Here is a 16,950-nt window from a genome sequence, read left to right on the forward strand (position 1 = left end):
TGTCTTACTTGACAGGCGTCGCCGCAAGCGGCTGCACGCTCAATTTCCTGTGCCGCACGGCGCCTGCGCCGACAAGCAACAAGCCTGCCAGCAACAGCTGCAACATCGCTGGTTCGGGCACGGCACTGATGGAAAATATCTGGATGGCACCAAATGTCACATCGTAGCCCTTCCAGATGGAGCCGTCGAGCAGACTGACGCCAGTCGATGGCTGCCCCAGATAATTGTAGGTGTAAAGCAAAGAGCTGCCGCCGTTCGTCAGATCCCGCGGAACATACAAATCATGTCCGTAGCCGAAGGTGGGGCCGTAATCGGCATTGTTGTACGTTTGATCTTTGCCGATCCCATCGCCATTGAAATACTGCTTCAATTGCGGAAGCATGACACCGCTCGTCAAGTTGAACAGGAAGGCGGTGCGGGAACTATCGTCCATCGTCACATGCATGCCATCGGTGGAACTCCAGCTTTGCGGATTATAACCACCGACGAGCCAGGTCTGCCCAGAGCTGTTAGTTGCCTCCATGACAGAAAAAGTGCGCCCCTTTGCATCGGACGCCTTGTGAAAATCCAGCGAAGTATCACCGGCCGTCTTGGTATAAATATTCGTCAAGGACAACTGGCCTTCACCGAGCCAGTTCTCCAGTTGCGTCTGATAGCCGGGGGAAAGTAATGACGTACCGGAATCGGCCTGGGCATCCAGGCACATACACACACAGCTCACGGCCAGCGCCATACTTCTTGCTGCTCTGAAATTGTTTTGCATCTTGCACCTCAACTGTCAATATTGTAAAACGACGCACCACTTAAGATTACCAATATAACACGATAGATGGTATTTTTATATTTATAATTGAGATATCAAAACACAATATTTCTTAGCAGAAATTTAAACAGGCAGCACCGCCGTCACCTCGATTTCCACGCGTGCGCGATCCTCGATCAGGCCGGCGACCTGCACCGCCGTCATGGACGGGTAGTGCTTGCCGATAATTTCCCGATAGGCCACGCCGATTTGCGGGTACGCCGCCACATATTCCTTCTTGTCGAGCACATACCAGTTCATGCGCACGATGTGCTCAGGCAAGGCGCCCGCCTCGGCCAGCACGGCGACGATATTTTGCAGCGCCTGACGCACCTGCCCCGCGAAATCGTCCGTGTGAAACTGGCCCTGTGCATCCCAGCCTATCATGCCGCTGACGTACACCGTGCGTCCGCTGGCGGCCACACCATTCGCATAGCCGCGCGGCCTGGCCCATCCCGGTGGTTGCAGCACTTGCATCTTGTTCTCCTCGTTGTTCATGCGGTTCATGCCGTTCATGCCGTTCATGCGTTGGCCGCCTCGCGCAGCAATTCGCGCGCGATGATCAATTGCTGTACCTCGCTGGCCCCCTCGTAGATGCGCAAGGCGCGAATTTCCCGGTACAGGCACTCGACCGGGTGCCCACTGACCACACCCATGCCGCCGAACATCTGCACGGCCGCGTCGATCACCTGCTGCGCCGTTTCCGTGGCCGTCAGCTTGGCCATGGCCGCTTCCTTCGTCACCTTGCGGCCCTGGTCGCGCTGCCAGGCGGCGCGGTAGGTGAGCAGCGCGGCGGCGTCGATGCCGGTGGCCATCTGCGCCAGCTTGGCCTGCGTCAGCTGGAAGTCCGCCAGGGTCTGGCCGAACATCTGGCGCTTTGTCGCGTGGCGCAGCGCTTCATCGAAGGCGCGCCGCGCAAAGCCCAGGGCGGCGGCGGCCACCGACGTGCGGAACACGTCCAGTGTCGCCATCGCCACCTTGAAGCCCTGCCCCGCCTCGCCCAGGCGCTGCGACACAGGCACGCGGCAATTGGCAAAGCGCAGGCGCGCCAGCGGATGGGGAGCGATCACCGCAATGCGCTCGGCGATCTCCAGCCCGGGATTGTCGGCATCGACGATGAAGGCACTGATGCCGCGCGCGCCAGGCGCTTCGCCCGTGCGGGCGAACACCACGTAAAAGTCGGCGATACCGCCGTTCGAAATCCACGTCTTTTCGCCGTCGAGCACATACGCGTCGCCGTCGCGGCGCGCCGCGCACGCCATGGCCGCCACATCCGATCCGGCCTGCGGCTCGGACAGGGCAAAGGCGGCGATACGCTTGCCGCTGGCCACGTCCGGCAGATAGCGCGCCTTGTTCTGCTCGCTGCCGAACAGGCCGATGGCGCCCGCCCCCAGGCCCTGCATGGCGAAGGCGAAATCGGCCAGGCCATTGTGGCGCGCCAGGGTTTCGCGCATCAGGCAAATGGCGCGCGTGTCGATCTTGCCGTCGCTGCCCGTGGCATGCGCGAGCCAGCCGCCCTGCCCCAATTGGGCCACCAGCGCGCGGCAAGCCGCATCGACGTCGGCGCCATGGGCATCGCTGAGGTGCTGCGCTGCCCAGGCATCGAGATCGCGTTCAAGTTCGGCATGGCGCGCCTCGAAAAACGGCCAGTCCAGGTAAGTCGTGTCGCGCGTATTTTTCATCGTCTTAATCGCCCTCGAATTGCGGTTTTTCCTTTGCCACGAAGGCGTGATAGGCGCGGTGGAAATCGTTGGTGGCCATGCAAATGGCCTGTGCCTGCGCTTCCGCCTCGATGGCTTCGTCGACACCCATGTTCCACTCCTGCTGCAGCATTTTCTTTGTCATGCCGTGCGCGAAGGTGGGGCCGCTGGCCAGACCGGCAGCGAACAGCTGCGCCGCTTCGCCCAATTCCTCCGGCTCGACCAGGCGGTTGAGCCAGCCCCAGCGCTCGGCTTCCGCCCCCGGCAAGGAGCGGCCCGTGTACAGCAGTTCGGCGGCGCGGCCCTGGCCGATCACGCGCGGCAGCAAGGCGCAGGCGCCCATGTCGCAACCGGCCAGGCCCACGCGGGTAAATAAGAAGGCCGTCTTGCTGCGCGTCGTGCCGATGCGGATATCGGAGGCCAGCGCCAGCATGGCGCCGGCGCCCGCGCAAATGCCGTCGATGGCGGCGATGATGGGCTGCGGGCAGGCGCGCATGGCTTTCACCACGTCGCCCGTCATGCGCGTAAACGCCAGCAGGCCGGGCATGTCGAGCTGCGTCAGCGGGCCGATGATGTCGTGCACGTCGCCGCCCGAGCAGAAATTGCCGCCGCTGCCAGTGATCACCACGGCCTTGACGTCGTCCGCATGCGCCAGCGCGCGAAACAGCTCGCGCAATTCCGCATACGAATCGAAGGTGAGCGGATTCTTGCGCTCGGGCCGGTGCAAGGTCAAGGTGGCGACGCCGGCGTCGACGGCAAACAGAAAATGCCGCGCGACGTAGTTGGCCAGGCTGGCGCGGTTGCCTGGCAGGTCTTGCGGCTGGCCGGGTAGATGGCGCATGGTCAGTCCTTTATGGAAATGTCATTGAGCTGCTGTTTCATCTGCGACAGCAGTTCGATTAATTGGGTTTTATCGTCCGGCGTCACGCCCTGCAGCAGTTCGGCGATCCAGCCTTCGTGCACGCGCGCCATTTCGTCAAAGGCGCGCCGGCCCGCTGGCGTCAGCTTGACGCTGTACGAGCGGCGATCTTTCGGATCGACCACGCGCACCACCAGTTTTTCCTGCTCCAGCTGGTCGGTGATGCCCGTGATATTGCCACCTGTGACCATCATGCGCTTGGACAGTTCACCCATGCGCAAGCCATCGGGAAAGCGCTCGAGCTGCGCCATCAAATCAAAGCGGGGCAAGGTAATGCCGAAGCTGGCGCGCAAGCGCGTGCGCACCTCGTTTTCGATTTTCACCGTGCACGAGAGCATGCGCAGCCACAGCTTGAGCGACTGGTGGTGATCTTGCGTCAGGCGGCTGGCCAGGTCCAGCACCGGTTCGGCCTGCGGGAGGTCGCGTTCATTGTCCATTTTATCCATTGTCTACATGACTTCACCGCCGGCGACGGCGATCGATTGTCCATTCATGGCAGCCGACGCGGGCAGGCATAGCCAGGCCACCGCATCGGCCACTTCCTGTGGCTGCACCAGACGCTGCTGCGGATTGGCCACTGCCAGTTCCGCGCGCGCCGCGTCTTCGCCGCGCCCCGTCTTGCGCACGATATTCTGCACGGCCTGCGCCACCATCTCCGTTTCCGTGTAACCAGGGCAGACGGCGTTGACGGTGACGCCACGCGGCGCCGCTTCCAGCGCCAGCGCGCGCGTCAGGCCGATCACGCCATGCTTGGCGGCGACGTAGGCGCTGACATAGCGATAGCCTTTCAGGCCCGCCGTCGACGCCACGTTAACGATGCGCCCCCAGCCCGCCTCCAGCATGGCCGGCATGGCCGCCTGGCAGCAGTGGAAAACGCCCGTCAGGTTCACGGCCAGCATCTGCTGCCAGATGGCGGCGTCCGTCTTGCCGAACGGCGCCGCATGCGCCTGCCCCGCGTTATTGATCAATATATCGATGCAGCCGAAATGCGCGGCGGCCTGCGCGAAGCCCGCTTGCACGGATGCTTCCACGCTCACGTCGAGCACGCAGATGGCCACCCTGCCTGCGTGACCGCCCTCTTCCAGCTGCATGCGTGCGCGCGCCAGCCGCGCGCCGCCGCGCCCGGCCAGGGTGACCCGGGCGCCCGCATCCAGCAAGGCGCCCGCGCACGCCAGGCCGATGCCGCTGCCGGCGCCCGTCACCAGCGCATGTTTTCCTGATAACGCGCCTATCAATGTTTGCTTGCTCATGTCATCCTTCCAGCAGCCGCGCGGCCACCTGTTGCGGGGTGAGGCCCGTATTGGCGGCGGCCAGTTGGCGCTCGCGCTGCAGATTGCGTTCCAGCTGCTGCTGGCCCGGCCGGTACTGTTTCGGCCAGGTTGCGCCTTCCCCGGCGCCGCTGTAGCCGATGCGCGCCGTCTCCGTCAGGGTCCAGGCCGGGTTGGCCAGGTGCGGCCGGCCCACGGCGCACAGGTCGGCGCGCCCGGCGGCGATGATGCTGTTGGCATGATCGGCTTCGAAGATGGAGCCAACGGCCATGCTGGCGATGCCCGCCTCGTTGCGCACGCGGTCGGCGAACGGCGCCTGGAACATGCGCCCATATACCGGCTGTTCCCGCTTGCTGACCTGACCCGAGGAACAGTCGATCAGGTCGGCGCCGGCCTGTTTGAACAGGCGCGCGATGTCGACCGCATCGTCGGGCGTGATGCCGCCTTCGACCCAGTCGTGGGCCGAGATGCGCACACTCATCGGCTTGTCCTGCGGCCAGGCGGCACGCATCGCGCGAAACACGCGCAAGGGATAACGGCAGCGGTTTTCCAGGCTGCCGCCATATTCGTCCGTGCGGCGGTTGGTCAGCGGCGAGATAAAACTCGACAGCAGATAACCATGCGCGCAATGCAATTCCAGCCAGTCGAAACCGGCGACGGCCGCAGCCAGCGTGGCGCGCACGAAGTCCTGTTCGATGCACGCCAGGTCGCTTTCCGTGGCAGCGCGGGCCACCTGCGACACGCCGGCCAGGTACTGCTGTTCCGAGGCGGCCAGCAGCGGCCAGTTGTCCTCTTTCAAAGGCAGGTCGATACCATCCCACATGGGGCGCGTCGAGCCTTTCGGCCCCGCGTGGCCCAGCTGCAGGGCGATCTTCGCATCGCTGCTGGCATGCACGAAATCGACGATGCGCCGCCAGGCCTGCGTGTGCGCTTCGCTGTACATGCCGGGGCAGGCGGGCGTGATGCGCGCGTCGGCCGACACGCAGGTCATTTCGGCAAAAACCAGTCCCGCGCCGCCCATGGCGCGCGCGCCCAGGTGCATCAGATGATAGTCGCCCGCCACGCCATCGACGGCGCTGTACTGCGCCATCGGCGAGACGGCGATGCGGTTTTTCAGCAGCACGCCGCGCAGCCTGAACGGCGTGAGCATGGGCGGCAAAGCCTCATCCCGCATCTCCACGCCGGCCTGCTCGCCCGCGCGCCGCGCCAGCCACCGTTCGTAATCGGCCACGTACGCGGGATCGCGCAGGCGCAGGTTTTCATGCGAGATGCGCTGGCTGCGCGTGAGCATGGAATAGGCAAACTGCGGCGCTTCCATGGCGCTGTAGCGCTCGACGTTTTCAAACCATTCCATGGAATTGCGCGCCGCGCTCTGGATTTTCAGCACCTCGATGGCGCGCAGCTGCTGGTAGGCGGCCAGCGCGGCATCGGTATCGGCATGCTGGCCAAAGCAGCGCGCCAGCTCGATGGCGTCTTCCAGCGCCAGCTTGGTGCCGGAGCCAATCGAGTAATGCGCCGTGTGGGCCGCGTCGCCCATCAGCACGACGGGCACGCCGTCCTGGTGATGCACCCATTGCCGGCAGACGATGCGCGGGAAGGTGATCCACTGGGCCGAGCCGCGCAAGTGCGGCGAATTGCTCAGTAAACCTTGGCCATCGAGTTCCTCGGCGAACAGCGCTTCGCAAAAGGCGATGCCCTCTTCCTGAGTCATGGCATCCAACCCCGCCGCGCGCCACACGTGTTCCGGCGTTTCGACGATGAAGGTCGAGGTATCGCCGTCATATTGATAGATATGCGCCTGGAACCAGCCGTATGGCGTCTGGCGAAAGGCAAATGTGAAGGCCTCGAATTTCTTGCGCGTGCCCAGCCAGACGAAGCGGCAATGACGCTGGTCGATCTCGGGCTGGTAGCTGGCCGCATAACGCGTGCGGATGCGGCTGTTCAAGCCATCGCTGGCGATCACCAGGTCGGCACCGTACTGGCGCGCGATGGCCTGGTCGTCCTGCACTTCCGTCTCGAACAGCAGCTGCACGCCGAGTTCCTCGCAGCGTGCCTGCAGGATATTGAGCAGCCGCTTGCGGCCGATGCCGCAAAAGCCATGGCCACCGGAACGCACGGTCTCACCCTTGAAGTGGATCTCGATATCGTCCCAGTGGTTGAACGCCTGCAGGATGGCGCGTGCCGTCGGCTCGTCGGCATTGGCCAGGTTGCCCAGGGTCTGGTCGGAAAACACCACGCCCCAGCCAAACGTGTCATACGGACGGTTGCGCTCGATGACCGTGATGCGGTGCTCCGGGTTCTGCTTTTTCATGAGCAGGCTGAAATACAGGCCGGCGGGGCCGCCGCCGATGCAGACAATATTCATGGGATGTCCGTGCGAAGTTTGAAGCGCTGCAGCTTGCCCGTTTCCGTGCGCGGCAGGGAAGGCAGGAAACGGATGGCGCGCGGATATTTATACGGGGCGATCTGCTGGCGCACGAAGTCCTGCAGTTCGGCTGCCAGCGCGTCGCTGGCCTGGTAGCCATCTTTCAGTACCACGTGCGCCTCGACGATCTGACCACGCTCGGCATCGGCGCGCCCGACCACGCCGCATTCGGCCACGGCCGGGTGGCGCAGCAGCGCCTCTTCCACTTCCGGGCCGGCGATGTTGTAGCCGGCCGAGACGATCATGTCGTCGCTGCGCGAGCGATAATAGAAATAGCCGTCGCCATCCATTTCGAAGGTGTCGCCCGTCAGGTTCCAGCCGTTCTGCACATACTCGCGCTGGCGCGGGTCGGACAGGTAGCGGCAACCGGTGGGGCCTTTCACGGCCAGGCGGCCCGTCACGCCGGGCGGCTGCGGCACGCCCGCATCGTCGACGATGCACGCCTGGTAGCCGGGAATGGCCTTGCCGATGGCGCCGCGGCGTATGCCCTCGCCCGTGGCGCAGATGAAGATGTGCAGCATCTCGGTGGCGCCGATGCCGTCCGTCATGGCAAGACCCGTCGCCGCCTGCCAGGCGTCGCGCGTGGCCAGCGGCAGCGCCTCGCCGGCCGAGACGGACAGGCGCAGGCTGCGCAGGTCGTGCTGCGCGGCCAGGGGCGCCATCTGGCGGTAAAAGGTGGGCGCCGTGAAGCAGATCGTGGCCTGGTATGCACCGATGGCGCGCAGCAGGGCCTCGGGCGTGAGTTTTTCCAGCAGCACGGCGCAAGCGCCAAAGCGCAGGGGAAACAGCAGCAAGCCGCCCAGGCCGAAGGTGAACGCCAGCGGCGGCGTGCCGATGAAAATATCGTCGGCGCGCACCTGCAGCATGGAGCGGGGAAAGCAGTCGCAAATGGCCAGCAGGTCGCGGTGCATGTGCATGGTGCCTTTGGGGACGCCTGTCGTGCCCGAGGTAAAGCTGATCAGGCAGACGTCGTCGGCCGCCGTGTCGCATGCGGAAAATGGCTCGACGTGGGCAGACATGCGCTGCTCCAGGTCGGCGCCATCGGCACCAAAGCACAGCATGGGCGGCAGGCCAGGCACGGCATCGAGTTCCGCGCGCAAGCCCTGCGCGCACAGCACGGCGTTCACTTGCGCCTTGGCGAGGATGGTGGACAGTTCGCGCGCGCGCAGCAGCGGCATGGTGGGCACGGCGATGCACCCGGCCTTCAGCACGGCCAGCAGGCAGGCAGCCATCATGGGGGTATTCGCGCCGCGCAGCAGAACGCGGTTGCCGGGGATCAGGCGCAGGTCCGTCCGCAGCACGTGAGCAATGCGGTCAACCTGGCGCGCCAGCTGTGCGTAAGTCCAGCGCTGGCCGTCGGCAAGGATGGCGGTGCGCGCGCCGCCGCCGTTGGCCACGGCGGCATCGAGCAGCGCGGCAACGCAGTTCAGGCGCGCCGGATACTGCAGCTCGGGCAAGTCCAGGCACAACTGCGGCCAGAGAGCGCGCGGCGGCAGGTGCGCGCGCGCAAAGTCGTCCTGGGGAGATGCGGTGCTAGGCGAAGGGTCGCTGCTCATGCTCATCCTGGCTGGTAGCGGGCGCGTGCACAGGGCCCGGAAGCAGATACTTTAAACCTAAAGTATTTTCCCGGCAAGCGGAAAACAGCAAATTCAGTCGATCCCGCCCTGCTGTCGCAGCAGGCGCGCCTGCTGCGACACGCTACGCGCCAGCGCGGCCAGCGCCGCCTGTATCTGGCCGCCATCGAGCACCGCCGACTGCAGTAGTGCGCTCATGCCAGCCTCCGCGCCATGCAAACCCAGGGTACGGCAACCGAGGTGCAGCCGTTCGAGCTGCTGGCGCGCCTGGGCCGGTTCGCCGCGCGTCAGCAAGGCGTCGACCTGTTCGCTGGCGGCGCCGACCTGCCCCTGGAAACCCGTCAGATAGGCCAGCAAGCGTTCACTGTCGATGCCGAGCCGCTGCAGTGTGTCGCGCGGCGCCTCGGCCGGCAACCCGGAGACGTCGAAGCAGGCGTCGATATGCTGGCGCACCTGCTCCGGCTGGAAGGGTTTGACGATATAGCCCGCAGCACCGGCCTGCACGGCGTCACGCACCGTGTCCTGGTCATTGGCCGACGACACCAGCACCAGCGGCATGGCATCGAGCGCGCTGTCGGCGCGGATTTTCTGCAGCAACTCCATGCCGGACAGGCGCGGCATGCGCAAATCGCAAAAGCACAGCGACGGGCGCAAGCCACCTTCGAGCTGCGCCCATGCCGCCGCGCCATCCTCGGCTTCCACGATATCGTGCACGCCGCAGCTGTCGATCAGATGCATCAATACCATGCGCGACACGACATCATCGTCAACCACCAGTACTTTCATTGCTTTCTCCATTGCCGGCAGCGTCAGAGTGCCTGGCCATATACTAACCAGTTTCGCCGCGCGCTACACGGCTGCAATTGCCTATTTTACATTTCCTTGCCCGAAACGGCTATTTGCGCCAACAGTGCGCGCAATTGCGGCAAATGCAAGGCCACCTGCATCCAGCGTCCGCCGTCCGCCGCCTCTTCCAGTTCCGTACACAGCATGTGCAGCTGCGTTTCATCGAGATAGGCGGCACTGCCCTTCAAGCCGTGCAGCAGGCGCCCGGCGTTATCCTTGTCCTGCGCCGCCAGTGCGGCGTCGAGTTCACGCAGGCGCCCCTCCAGGTCGGCGACGAAGGCGACACGGATGCGCCGTTGCAGTTCGCCGCTGCGGCCGGATGGAGACGGCGCCGCGACGGGGGCTGTCGGTGCGATGCCGAACAAGGCATCGAGTTCGGCCTGCCCCCGCAAGACGCCGCGCTGCACGTTCGACGGCATGCGCGGCAACATGAAACCGCGCTGCAGCTGGCGCTCGATGGCGCGCGCCAGCAAGCCATGCAGCGCCGCCTCGTCCACCGGTTTACTGAGGAAATCATCCATGCCGACGCCAAGATAGCGACTGCGGTCTTCTTCGCTGGCGTTTGCCGTCAGGGCCACGATCATCAGTTCCTGGTCGCGCACGGGCTGGTCCGGCCAGCCGCCCACGCGGATCAATCGCGTCGCCGTGGCGCCATCCATCTCCGGCATGCGCCCGTCCATCAGGATCAGGTCATAGCGCGTATGCACGCACGCCGCCACCGCCAGCGCGCCGTTGGCCACCACGTCGACGCGGTGCCCCAATTCTTCGAGCATGACGCGGATGATGATCTGGTTGGTGGGGAAGTCTTCGGCGCACAGCACGCGCAACTGGTGACTGTGCGGCGCCAGCGCCACCTGTGGCACCTGCGGCGGCGCCACGCCATCGGCCAGCGGCAAGGTGAAGGCAAAGGTGCTGCCCTGCCCCGGCGTACTGGCCACCTCGATCTCGCCCTCCATCAGTTCGACCAGCTGGCGGCAGATCGCCAGGCCCAGCCCCGTGCCGCCGTAGCGCCGCGTGGTGCTGGCGTCGGCCTGCTCGAACTTCTGGAACAAGCGCGCCATCGCGTCGGCATCGATGCCGATGCCGCTGTCGCTGACGGTAAAGCGGATCAGGTTGATACGACGCCCGCCGCTGCCGCTGGTCACGCCGGCCCGCTCGACGCACACGCTGACGCCGCCGCGCTGGGTGAACTTGAAGGCATTGCCGACCAGATTGACCAGCACCTGGCGCAAACGGGTCGGGTCGCCCACCACGAAGGGCGGCAGGTCGGGCGCGAAATCGATGGCAAAACCGATGCTGCGCGCGGCCGCCTGCTCCTCGAACAGGCTGACGACCGTTTCGATCGCCGCGCCGAGCGCGAAATCGATATTTTCTATACTCAGCTTGCCCGCCTCGATCTTGGAAAAGTCGAGCAAGTCATTGATGATCACCAGCAGCGACTGGGCATTGGCCTGGCCCCGCAAAATCTGCTCGCGCGTGGCGTCGTGCAGCTGCTCGTCGCGCAGGGCAAAGCCCAGCATGCCGATCACGCCGGCCAGCGGCGTGCGCATCTCGTGGCTCATGTTGGCCAAAAATTCCGACTTCTGGCGCGTCGCGTCCTCGGCCTTGCGCTTGGCCTGGCGCAGGCTTTCCTCGTTTTTCGTCAGGCTGCTGTTGACTTGCGCCAGCTTTTCCGACTGGGCCAGCACTTCGATTTCCTTGCTCTGCAACTCGGCCGTGCGTTCGCTGACCTGCTTTTCCAGCTCGTTCTGCTGGCGCCGCAGCGCGCGCACGCGCTGGCGGTAAGCGCCATACACGGCGCCCAGCAGCAGCGCCGCCATCAAGGTGCGGAACCACCAGGTTTTCCAGAACGGCGGCAGGATCGTGATGGCCAGCGTGGCGCCGCTCTCGTTCCACACGCCGTCCTTGTTCGCCGCCTTGACGCGAAACACGTAGTTGCCCGCATCGAGGTTGGTGTAGGTGGCAAAGCGCCGCCCCGCATCCGTCATGACCCAGTCCTGGTCGAAGCCTTCGAGCCGGTAGGCGAACATATTGCGCTGGGGTGCCGCGAAATGCAGGGCCGCAAATTCCAGCGAAAAGACGCTTTCGCGGCTGGTCAGCACCAGTTGGCGCGTATGGTCGATCGCCGTCCTGAGCACGTGCGCGAACTCGCCGCGGCCGATGGCCACCGGCTTGTTAAAAATCTGCAGCTCCGTGATCGCCACCAGCGGCGGCACGCGGTTGTCGTGGATATCCTGCGGCACGAACGCCGTCATGCCGTTAAAACCGCCGAAATACATGGTCCCGTCCGACGCGCGCAGGGCCGCGCCATCGAAGTACGAGCCTTCCACCGTGCCATCGGCGCTGTCGTAGTTGCGGAACAGGCCACTGCGCATGTCGAGCCGCGTGATGCCGCTATTCGTGCTCAGCCACAACTGCTCGTTATCGTCGCCCAGGATGCTGGCGACGGCATCGTCGGCCATGCCATCCTTGCGCACGAAGCGCCGGAAGCGGATCTCGCCCTTCGCATCGACGTCCATGCGGTTCAGGCCATTGGCCGTGCCCACCCACAGCACGCCGCGCTTGTCCTCGTGCAGGAAATGCACCTCGTCGTGGCTGAGACTATGCGGGTTTTGCGGATCATGGCGGAAATGCCGGAACTGGCCGCTGGCGCGGTCGAGCAAATCAAGGCCATGGAAAGAGCCTATCCACAGCCGCCCCTTGCCGTCTTCCAGCACGGGCCGCACCATGTTGTCGGACAGGCTGTTCGGGTTGGCCGGATCGTGGCGGTAGGTAGTGAAGGCCCGGCTAGCGGGGTCGAAACGGTGCACACCGCCCCGCGTCGAGACCCACAGCATGCCGCTGCGGTCACTCACGACATTGCGGATGGTGTCGCTGTTCGGATCACCGGCGGCAAAGCGCATGGTAAAAAAGCGCCCGAGTGCGGGATCGAAGCGGTGCAAGCCCGTCGAGCCGCCCACCCACAGGGTGCCGTCCGGCGCCTTGTACAGGGTGGTAACCTGCTCGTCGCGCGACATGCCGGGCGAACTGCGCAGGTCAAACAGCCGCGAGCTGCCGTCGCGCGTATCGTACAGTTTCAGGCCGCCCTTGGTGGCCAGCCACAGCTTGCCATTGCCCGCATCGGCCACGGCGCGCACTTTCTTGTCCGCCAGCGCGCCCACATCGCCGGGCGCACGCGCCATGCGCGAAAAGCCGCCGCTGCCCAGGTCCACCCGGCTCACGCCGTTGTACCAGGAACCGACCCAGAAGGTGCCGGCCCGGTCGCGGTACAGCGACGACAACTGATTATCGGCGACGCTGAATTTGTCGCCCGTCTGGTGCCGGTACTGCAGGAAAGTGTCGCTCTCGGGCAGCCAGCGGAACAGGCCATCGGCATTGCTGCCCAGCCAGACGGTGGCATCGACATCCTGGTACAGGCTGGCGACGCGGATGGCGGAAAAGCCCTGTTTTTCATTCAGGCGCAGGCGCGACTGCGGTGCCTGCCCGGCGCCGCCCAGGCGCCAGCGCTCGGCGCCGGCCATGGTGCCTATCCACAGATTCTGCTGGCGGTCGACCAGCAGCGACTGGATCACGTTGTACTTCGAACCGGACTCCGTGTCGACAGCGAAATGCTCGAAGCGGTCACTGCCCGGCGCCAGCATGTCCAGGCCCGTGACGGTGCCTATCCACAGGCGCTGTTGCGCGTCCAGCACCAGCGCCTTGATTTCATTGTCGCCCAGGCTGTGCGGATTGCCTTCTTCATGGTGCCACGTGCGGAAGGTGCCCGTGGCGGGGTCGAAATGCTGCAAGCCGTCCGAGGTGGCGATCCAGAAGCCGCGCGCGCCATCGTCAAGAATGGCGTGGATATGCCGGTTACCGTTGCCGCGCTTGCTTCTTTCGGCCGGGACGTAGTGAATGAAAGTCTGGCTGGCGGCATCGAAGCGGTCCAGGCCGTTATCGGTGCCCACCCACAGCTGACCCTGGCTATCGACATGCAGTTCGCCAACCCAGTTGTCGGCCAGGCTGGTCTTGTCGCCTTCGATATTCTTGTAGACGACCATGCGGTAGCCATCGTAACGGCTCAGGCCAGACTGGCTGCCGAACCACATATAGCCCTGCCGGTCCTGGGCGATGGCCAGCACCGATTCCTGCGCCAGGCCCTGGTCGACGCTGAGCTGGTCGAAACGCAGGGTGGGCGCAGGCGCCGCCACGGTCGGGCCGCCCGGCAGCAGCAAAGACAACAGCAATACCACTTCGCAAGCACGTCGAAATACCAGCACAATCGTCCTGTCAAAAAAAACGCAAAAAACCCGCACGCCGCTCCAAGGGCCGTCTCAAGAACCAAAGAACGCCAGGACATCATCCTTGCGGGCTTGCGTATCGCGCTGTCCAAGACGGATCAACTCGTTAGTATACGTCGATTCGAACAATAAATACGATGCCAATGCCGCGCCGCGCGCTTCGGCCGCGCCGATGCCCGACAACATGGTGCGGATGGGACGGGGCAAACTGCCGATATGCCGGCTGGCGATGGCATCGAGCCGTTCGGACGGCGCGATGACCAGCAACTCCACCGGTTTCAATGCCGTCTTGCCCAGCAATTCAGGCGGCAGCATCGACAAGGTGAGGTTGATGCGGTTCAGACGCTCGATGTCGACGGCCAGGCCATCGAGGAAGATCGACGACAGCGCATGACCGGCGATCTGCGCCAGGCTGGGGTAGCGCGCCGCGTCGCCCGCACCGGGCGCCGGTTCCGTCATGCGCCCCGCGCCCACCACCAGCACCTTATTCGCACCCAGGTGAATGGCCGGCGAAATCGGCGCCAGCTGGCGCATCGATCCGTCGCCGCAGTACTCGCGCTGGCCGCCCACATACAGGGGCACGGCGGGAAAAATAAAAGGGATAGCGGCCGAGGCGAGCAAGTGTTCCACGCCGATCTGGTCTTGCAAGGCCAGGCGCTGCGTGCGCACCCATGGCGCGATCTCGGCCCCCGTCTGGTAAAACGTCATGTGGCGGCTGCCCGAATATGACGACGCCGTCACGGCCAGCGCATGCAGCAAGCCATCGGCCAGCGCCGCGTCCAGGCGCGGCAGGTCGAGCATGCGGTGCAGCAGGCTGACCAGCGGAGTATTGTCGAGCAGGGAATTGGGCGGCGAGGCATGCCACTGGCGCAGCAGCCAGCCGAACGACAGCAGCGACAGCCAGCGCGCGCCCGAACGGATCACGCCCAGCGAATCGGCGCGGTAGACTTGCTCGACCTGGATGTGCTGCCACACGTCGAGCAGCTTTTGCACCCCTTCGCCGAAGTTGTCGGCCCGGCAGGCCAGCGCCGTGGCGTTGATGGCGCCGGCCGAGGTGCCGCAAATGATGTCGAACGGGTTGCGCGCAGGCGCCCAGCCCGCTTCCCACAGTATCGCCGAAATCGCCTGCAGCACGCCCACCTGGTAGGCGGCACGGGCGCCCCCTCCCGTGAGTATCAAGCCTGTTTTATTTTGCATTCCCATGCCGGCAGATTAGCAGGGTCTTGATGCTTTGTGGAAAAGATTAGTCTCCTCGTACCATGCCTTCGCGCCGTGGATCGGCCCCGCCAAACCAGAAATCCTTGCCGTGCGCATTCAGGCGCATGATGCCCTGCAGGCCGGAATTCTGTTCGATGACGCGTACCTCGTGGCCCATGGCTTGCAGCGCCTCGACCTGGGCGGCCGGCGCGCGGCCCTTTTCCAGCTCCGTCGGGCCATTGCGGCTGCCGAAGTTCGGCAGGCTGATCGCCTGCTGCACGTTCAGGCCCCAGTCCATGGTGCCGACCAGCACCTTGGCGACATAATTGATGATGGACGAGCCACCCGGCGATCCCGTCGCCAGCACCAGCTTGTGCGTACTCTTTTCAAACACCAGCGTGGGCGACATGGCGCTGCGCGGACGCTTGCCAGCCTGTACGCGGTTGGCGATGGGGCCATCCGCATCGCGCGAATCGAACGAGAAATCCGTCAGCTGGTTATTCAGCAAGAAGCCGTCGACCATCTGGCGCGAACCGAAGGCGTCTTCCACGCTGGTGGTCATCGACAGGCCACCGCCGAAGGCGTCCACCGCCACCAGGTGCGACGTCGACGGGCGCTGCAGCGCATTGTCCATGCCCCACGCCACCTGCATGCCGGGCGGCGTGCCGGGCGAGGCGCGGCCCATGGATTTCTCGCCGATCAAGGAGGCGCGCTGCTCCAGATAGGTTTTATCGAGCATGGAGGCGATGCCCTTGCCCGGCAGCGGCACGAAGTCCGTGTCGGCCACGTAGCGGTTGCGGTCCGCGTAAGCCAGGCGCCCCGCTTCCGAGAACAAATGGATCGCCTGCGCATCGAGCACGCCGTCGACGGGCGCATACGGGCGGATATCTTTCACTTCCAGCATGCCCAGCATCTGCGCGATGGCGATGCCGCCCGACGATGGCGGCGGCATGCCGCACACGGTCCAGGCCTTGTAGTCGCTGCAGACAGGCTCGCGCACCTTGGCCTGGTAGCCGGCGATATCGACCGCCGTCAGCTTGCCCGGATTAGTGGGATGCGACGCCACCTTGGCGGCGATGTCGCGCGCGATGCGGCCCTGGTAAAAGGCGTCGGCGCCGCCGCGAGCGATCTCGCGCAGGGTGCGCGCCAGCTGCGGGTTTTTCAGCAGGTGGCCGACGGCCCAGGGCTTGCCGTCCTGGTCATAGAAATACGCGGCGGCGACAGGGTCGCGCTTCAGGGCCTGGTCCCAGCTTAACAGGCCGTTGAGGCGCTGGCTGACGGGAAAGCCGCCGTGCGCCAGGCGGATGGCGGGGCCGAACAGGGTCGCCCACGGCAGCTTGCCATGCTCCTTGTGCGCCAGTTCCAGCATGCGCAGCACACCCGGCGCGCCCACGGAACGCCCGCCCACCACGCCCGTGGCGCGCGAGACGGGGCTGCCATCGGCATTCTGGAACAGGTGTTCGTCGGCGGCGGCGGGCGCCGTTTCGCGTCCGTCGAACGCCTGCACGCCCTTGGCCGAGGAGTACAGCAAAAAGGCGCCGCCGCCGATACCCGACGATTGCGGTTCGACCAGGGTCAGCACCAGTTGCGTGGCGATGGCCGCGTCGATGGCGCTGCCGCCTTTTTTCAGCATCTGGTAGCCGGCATCGGCGGCCAGCGGATTGGCAGCGGCGACCATGAATTTCTGCGCCGCCCAGCCCGATTTTTCCGCATACGCGGTAGCAATTTCCGGCGCCTTTTGCGGCACTTCGGCAAATACGGGACTGGCAGCCAGGGCTCCCAGCAAGGTCAGGCTCAGCGCCAGCGGCTTTAATGTGATCATGGATTCTCCGATAAAAAAAGGGCGCACAGCCGAGCAAGGCTGTACGCCCCATACGGGGGTATCCTACATCAAATGCCCGTCAAGGCACTGCCTTCGCAAGAGTGCCTGGCGATGTTC

General features: G+C 65.0%; 12 protein-coding genes. All 12 read right to left on the reverse strand.

Annotated features, from left to right (window positions below):
* Positions 1–4 precede the first annotated feature (4 nt).
* The 12 genes from ACQ4WN_RS15600 to ggt all read right to left on the reverse strand — a co-directional run bounded on the left by ACQ4WN_RS15600 (position 5) and on the right by ggt (position 16,833).
* Positions 5–763 carry a PEP_CTERM-anchored TLD domain-containing protein gene (locus tag ACQ4WN_RS15600; protein ID WP_436552367.1) on the reverse strand — a complete coding sequence of 253 codons (759 nt, stop codon included), beginning with the start codon at positions 761–763 and terminating at the stop codon, positions 5–7.
* A gap of 123 nt (positions 764–886) precedes the next feature.
* On the reverse strand, positions 887–1,279 hold the full coding sequence (locus ACQ4WN_RS15605; protein WP_436511602.1) for a RidA family protein: 393 nt from the start codon (positions 1,277–1,279) through the stop codon (positions 887–889).
* A 44-nt stretch (positions 1,280–1,323) separates the two neighbouring features.
* Positions 1,324–2,484: an acyl-CoA dehydrogenase family protein gene (locus tag ACQ4WN_RS15610; protein WP_436552368.1), complete on the reverse strand. Its 1,161-nt coding sequence runs from the start codon at positions 2,482–2,484 to the stop codon at positions 1,324–1,326.
* Between the two features lie 4 nt (positions 2,485–2,488).
* Complete coding sequence (locus ACQ4WN_RS15615; protein ID WP_436552369.1) at positions 2,489–3,343, reverse strand: enoyl-CoA hydratase family protein; 855 nt, start codon at positions 3,341–3,343, stop codon at positions 2,489–2,491.
* A 2-nt stretch (positions 3,344–3,345) separates the two neighbouring features.
* Entirely contained in the window at positions 3,346–3,858 is a 513-nt protein-coding gene (locus tag ACQ4WN_RS15620) for a MarR family winged helix-turn-helix transcriptional regulator (RefSeq protein ID WP_436552370.1), read from the reverse strand.
* A gap of 12 nt (positions 3,859–3,870) precedes the next feature.
* Positions 3,871–4,671: an SDR family NAD(P)-dependent oxidoreductase gene (locus ACQ4WN_RS15625; protein WP_436552371.1), complete on the reverse strand. Its 801-nt coding sequence runs from the start codon at positions 4,669–4,671 to the stop codon at positions 3,871–3,873.
* A 1-nt stretch (position 4,672) separates the two neighbouring features.
* Complete coding sequence (locus ACQ4WN_RS15630) at positions 4,673–7,054, reverse strand: bifunctional salicylyl-CoA 5-hydroxylase/oxidoreductase (protein WP_436552372.1); 2,382 nt, start codon at positions 7,052–7,054, stop codon at positions 4,673–4,675.
* Positions 7,051–8,670, reverse strand: a complete 1,620-nt coding sequence (locus ACQ4WN_RS15635; RefSeq protein WP_436552373.1) for an AMP-binding protein — start codon at positions 8,668–8,670, stop codon at positions 7,051–7,053. The genes ACQ4WN_RS15630 and ACQ4WN_RS15635 overlap by 4 nt, the downstream gene beginning before the upstream one ends.
* A 93-nt stretch (positions 8,671–8,763) precedes the next feature.
* Positions 8,764–9,474: a response regulator gene (locus ACQ4WN_RS15640; RefSeq protein ID WP_436552374.1), complete on the reverse strand. Its 711-nt coding sequence runs from the start codon at positions 9,472–9,474 to the stop codon at positions 8,764–8,766.
* 86 nt (positions 9,475–9,560) lie between these two features.
* On the reverse strand, positions 9,561–13,766 hold the full coding sequence (locus tag ACQ4WN_RS15645) for a hybrid sensor histidine kinase/response regulator (protein ID WP_436552408.1): 4,206 nt from the start codon (positions 13,764–13,766) through the stop codon (positions 9,561–9,563).
* A gap of 81 nt (positions 13,767–13,847) precedes the next feature.
* Positions 13,848–15,017, reverse strand: coding sequence for a patatin-like phospholipase family protein (locus ACQ4WN_RS15650; RefSeq protein WP_436552375.1), 1,170 nt, complete (start codon positions 15,015–15,017; stop codon positions 13,848–13,850).
* A gap of 40 nt (positions 15,018–15,057) precedes the next feature.
* On the reverse strand, positions 15,058–16,833 hold the full coding sequence (ggt, locus tag ACQ4WN_RS15655; protein WP_436552376.1) for a gamma-glutamyltransferase: 1,776 nt from the start codon (positions 16,831–16,833) through the stop codon (positions 15,058–15,060).
* Positions 16,834–16,950: the final 117 nt, after the last annotated feature.

The organism is Janthinobacterium pasteuri, from assembly GCF_051380775.1.
Lineage (GTDB): Bacteria > Pseudomonadota > Gammaproteobacteria > Burkholderiales > Burkholderiaceae_D > Janthinobacterium.